This window comes from Lactobacillus sp. UMNPBX6 (genome assembly GCF_002553975.1).
Taxonomy (GTDB): Bacteria; Bacillota; Bacilli; order Lactobacillales; family Lactobacillaceae; genus Lactobacillus; species Lactobacillus gallinarum.
This window is the reverse complement of sequence record NZ_PCZD01000087.1, coordinates 1-4,708: the sequence shown is the minus strand read 5'-3', so window position 1 is coordinate 4,708 and position 4,708 is coordinate 1. Positions and strand designations below refer to the sequence as shown.

Annotated in this window: 4 protein-coding genes; 2 read left to right on the top strand and 2 right to left on the bottom strand. The window is 37.5% G+C overall.

Features of this window, described 5'->3' with window-relative positions; translation table 11 throughout:
- The first annotated feature begins 126 nt into the window (after positions 1-126).
- Positions 127-939 carry a helix-turn-helix domain-containing protein gene (locus CP357_RS09515; RefSeq protein ID WP_098037180.1) on the top strand — a complete coding sequence of 271 codons (813 nt, stop codon included), beginning with the start codon at positions 127-129 and terminating at the stop codon, positions 937-939.
- A gap of 61 nt (positions 940-1,000) precedes the next feature.
- Entirely contained in the window at positions 1,001-2,425 is a 1,425-nt protein-coding gene (locus CP357_RS09510) for a C69 family dipeptidase (protein WP_098037179.1), read from the top strand.
- A gap of 54 nt (positions 2,426-2,479) precedes the next feature.
- Here the strand turns inward: CP357_RS09510 and CP357_RS09505 are convergent, their stop codons facing one another.
- Both CP357_RS09505 and CP357_RS09500 read right to left on the bottom strand, forming a co-directional pair.
- The gene (locus CP357_RS09505) at positions 2,480-3,133 is read right to left on the bottom strand and encodes an HAD family phosphatase (protein ID WP_098037178.1); all 654 of its coding nucleotides are present in this window, start codon (positions 3,131-3,133) and stop codon (positions 2,480-2,482) included.
- 91 nt (positions 3,134-3,224) lie between these two features.
- A complete protein-coding gene (locus tag CP357_RS09500; protein ID WP_098037177.1) occupies positions 3,225-4,520 on the bottom strand; it encodes a UDP-N-acetylglucosamine 1-carboxyvinyltransferase in 1,296 nt (431 codons plus the stop codon).
- Positions 4,521-4,708 lie beyond the last annotated feature (188 nt).

Sequence of the window (4,708 nt, the reverse complement as noted above, 5' to 3'; positions counted from 1 at the left end):
GGAAATCATCGTTCTTTTTTCATGTCTTAGGAATTAGTTTTTTCCCAGACACTTTATTCTTCACCTTTTAAACAAAATCTCTTTTATAATAGAAGTAACGTAATTTTTTTTAAAGTGAGGGAATCCATGCCTAACTTAAACATTCAAAACCTTGAAAGCTACATCATGTTTTACGGCCAGCAAAAATGTCAGCCTGATGAATTCTTTCAAGGTGACAATCTTCGTAAGAACGATATCTTTTATTACATTATTAGTGGAACTGGCAGCTTTACTTCTAGTAGACACCACGCAGTCAAGTTAAAAGCTGGCGATCTTTTTTACGTCCCGCGCAATCAAACTTGTTCTTTCCAAGCTGACCATGATGAACCCTGGGAATACTTCTGGATTGGCTTAGCCGGCTACGGCGTTAATGAAAGCATCAAGGCATCAAATTTACCTAATAAAAATTTCTTGCGTCAAATTCAAAAAACTGCCTTTTATCAAACCCTAAATGACCTTTATCAATGTTTGACAAAGAAAAAGACCTTATTAAACAATTTACAAATTTCAGCTTTAACCTATCAGCTTTTTTATCATCTAGTAAAAGACTTTCCTAACCATCCGCCAGTCCGCAAAACACCTAAAAATGATCAATATCAAATCGCAATCAATTATCTGCAACAAAATTATACTGATCCCAGTTGCAATATCGTGGAGCTTTGCAACAGGTTAGGTGTCTCACGCAGTTTTTTATATTCTTTATTTAGAAAAAACACCAAAATCTCACCGCAAAAATATCTGATGCAGCTTCGTATGGAAGCCGCCAAAAAAGAACTGCAAAATACTACTTCCAACTTAAAAGAGATTGCCCATAAAGTGGGCTATGGTGATGAATTCACTTTTTCTAAAGCATTTAAACGTTATAGCGGAGTTAGTCCCAACGTATTTCGTGGAAATTAGGATACTTTTTGCATACAATATTAAGTATGAAGTAAATATTATCTAGTAAAGGAATGATCAAATGAAACAAACAGAATGTACTACTATCTTAGTTGGTAAAAAAGCAACTATTGACGGCTCAACCATGATCGCTCGTAGTGAAGACGGTGGTCGTACCATTATCCCTGAAGGCTTCAAGGCAGTTAACCCAGAAGACCAACCTAAGCACTACACTAGCGTTATCAGCAAGCAAAAGATCGATGACGAAGATTTAGCTGAAACTCCTCTTCGTTACACTTCTGCACCCGATGTTTCAGGCAAAAATGGTATCTGGGGTGCTGCAGGTATCAACGCAGAAAACATTGCGATGACTGCTACTGAAACTATTACCACTAACTCACGTATTCAAGGCGTTGACCCTATTCTTGATCCAAGTGAAGGTGGTCTTGGTGAAGAAGATTTTGTTACTTTAACTCTTCCATACCTTCATTCAGCATTTGACGGTGTTAAGCGTGTTGGTTACCTTGTTGAAAAATACGGTACCTACGAAATGAATGGTATGGCTTTCTCAGACAAGGACAATATTTGGTACCTTGAAACCATTGGTGGTCACCACTGGATTGCACGCCGCATCCCTGATGATGCTTACGTTATCGCACCAAACCGTTTAAACATCGATAACTTTGATTTTGATGATACTGAAAACTTCGCTGCCGCAAGTGACTTAAAAGATTTAATCGATGAATATCATTTAAACCCAGACCGTGAAGGTTACAACATGCGTCATATCTTTGGTTCTTCAACTATCAAAGACGCTCACTACAACAACCCACGTGCTTGGTACATTCACAACTACTTCGATCCAGACTTTGGCGGCACTCCTGCTGATCAAGATCAACCATTCATTTGCCACGCAAACCGTTTGATCTCAATCGAAGACATTAAGTGGGCTGAAAGTTCACACTACCAAGACACTCCTTATGATGCTTACGGCGATCAAGGTACTCCTGAACAAAAGAAGACTTTCCGTCCAATCGGTATCAACAGAAACTTTGAAACTCACATTTTGCAAATCAGAAACGATGTTCCTGCAGAAATCGCTGGTGTTCAATGGTTAGCTTTTGGTCCAAACACCTTCAACTCAATGGTGCCATTCTACACTAATGTCACAACTACTCCAGAAGCTTGGCAAACAACTCCTAAGTTTAACTTGAACAAGATCTTCTGGTTAAACAAGTTAACTGCTCAACTTGGTGATACTAACTACCGTGTCTATGGTGAACTTGAAGACGCCTTTGAACAAAAGAGTTTGGCACAATGCCACAAGATTCAACATGAAACTGACAAGGCAGTTAAGGATATTTCAGGTAAGGATTTGCAAGATAAGTTAATTGCAGCTAACCAAAAGATGTCTGACATTGTTTACAACAATACTGTTGAACTTTTGGGTCAAATGGTTGATGAAGGTCATGGTTTAATGACTTTGAAGTACGACTTGCTTGACTAATAATCAAATATTAAAAGCAATAAGAGCTTGAGATTATTCTTAAGCTCTTATTTTTTACTCAAATAATGGAACTGCATCTGCAAGTGATTTAACTACGGTTACTTTCTTGATCATTTCTTCTGATGGCATTACTTGATCTGGCACAAGTACCACATCAATCCCTGCATTTAATCCTGACTCTACCCCATTAGGTGCATCTTCAAAAATTACTGCTTCATTTTTATCTACTTTTGCGACATTTAACGCATGCAAATAAATATCTGGGGCTGGTTTATTATTTTTTACATCTTCACCGGTAACAATCCCTGCAAAATACTGACGTAAATCATTATGACTAAGATTAAAATTAATCTTTTCAATATCTGAAGAAGATGTAATGTAAGATTTGATTCCTTTTTCTTGTAAAAAGCTAAGCAGTTTTTCAGCACCAGGCTTAACTGCTAATTTTCCTTCTTTAACTCTTTGATTAAATAAAGCCAAGGCTTCATCAAAAATCTTTTGTCCTAATACTTTATCACCAGTTTTTTGTTGTAAATATCTCAATGTAGGCTCAAAACCGGTTGCCAATAGTTTATTATTCTCGGATTTTTGATAATCAAAACCATATTTTGCCAATACTTCTTTACGTGTCTGGAAATATAATCTCTCACTATCAACTAGCGTTCCATCCATATCAAAAAAAGCCACTTTTTTATTTTTTAAATCCATTTTACTTTCCTTATATCCTTTTGCTTTTTATGTAACCTCTTTCATTGTAACAAATTAAAAAAGCATATTCTTACTCGAATATGCTTTTTAACTAGATATTGTCTAATATACCAGGTTCACTCAGATCATCTTTAATTGTGACATCAGCTCCAAGTTGACGAAGCTTCTCTTGTACACGATCATATCCGCGTAAAATATTGCCAGCCTTATCAATTACAGTAGTACCATTTGCCATTAATCCGGCAATCATTAAACAAGCTCCCGCTCTAATTTCACCAGCTGTTACTTCAGCTCCATGAAGTTGCTTAGTTGGATGAGCCAAAATAATATTATCTTCAACTTTAATATCGGCACCCATCTTCTGTAATTGTGGAATATGACCATTACGTTTTGGATAAATATTATCGATTACTACGCCTTCACCTGATTTAGCAGTTAAAAGAAGCGGTGTAATTGGTTGTTGAAGATCAGTCGCAAAGCCAGGATACACGTCTGTCTTTACTTGTACCATCTTTAAGTCCCCTGCTGGGTAAACATAAAGTGAATCTTCATCTGCGTCAACTACTACACCCATTTCTTCTACCTTGGCTAAGTAAGAATCCAGGTGCTCCTCAATAATATTATGAATGCGAATACCATTACCAATGCAAGCAGCCAAGGAAACATAAGTACCTGCTTCAATTCGATCAGGAATAATTGTATGTGGAATTTGTGCTTTAAGCATATCCACACCTTCTATTCTGATAGAATCAGTTCCGGCACCACGAATTACTGCGCCCATATTGTTCAAAAAGGTCGCTAAATCAATAATTTCTGGTTCTTTGGCTGCATTTTCAATAATAGTTTGGCCTTGTGCAGTTACACTGGCCATAATAATATTCATCGTTGCACCAACAGACGGCATTTTCAAATGGATTTTTGCCCCATGCAATCCATCTTCTGGTGCTGTAATTACAATTTGATCATTTTCATTTTTTACACTGGCGCCTAGAGCTTCAAAGCCCTTAATATGTTGGTCAATAGGACGTGGTCCAATATCGTCACCACCAGGGAAGCCTACTACTGCCTTGCCAAAACGACCGAGAAGCGCACCCATGAAGTAATACGATGCACGCAAACTCTTAATCTTACCAGCTGGTAATGGACTCATCTTAATATTCTCTGGATCAATACGTAATGTGGTTTCTCCAAAATCACAATGTACATCCATCTCGCTTAATAAATCCATTAAGTTGACAACATCAGCAATCCTTGGGACGCCTTCCAAAGTTACTGGTGTTCTTGACAAAATCGATGCTGGAATGAGCGCAACTGTAGAGTTCTTTGCGCCACCAATCCAAACGTCACCTTGTAGAGGCTTTCCACCATGAATAATCATCTGCTTCATTGGCGAAAACAAATCCTTTTCTTTTACTTTCAATTAATCATAATAATGTTAAAGGAAATTTGAGAAAAAAACAAGAGCCGAGGTCCCTCAACTCTTGTTTTCTTAAGATTTTGTATAATTCAAGTGATTATTCAGTCAACTACCCTAGACTGAAGTCTAGGGCTTAGTGGCTCGTTAGCTTACGCTAA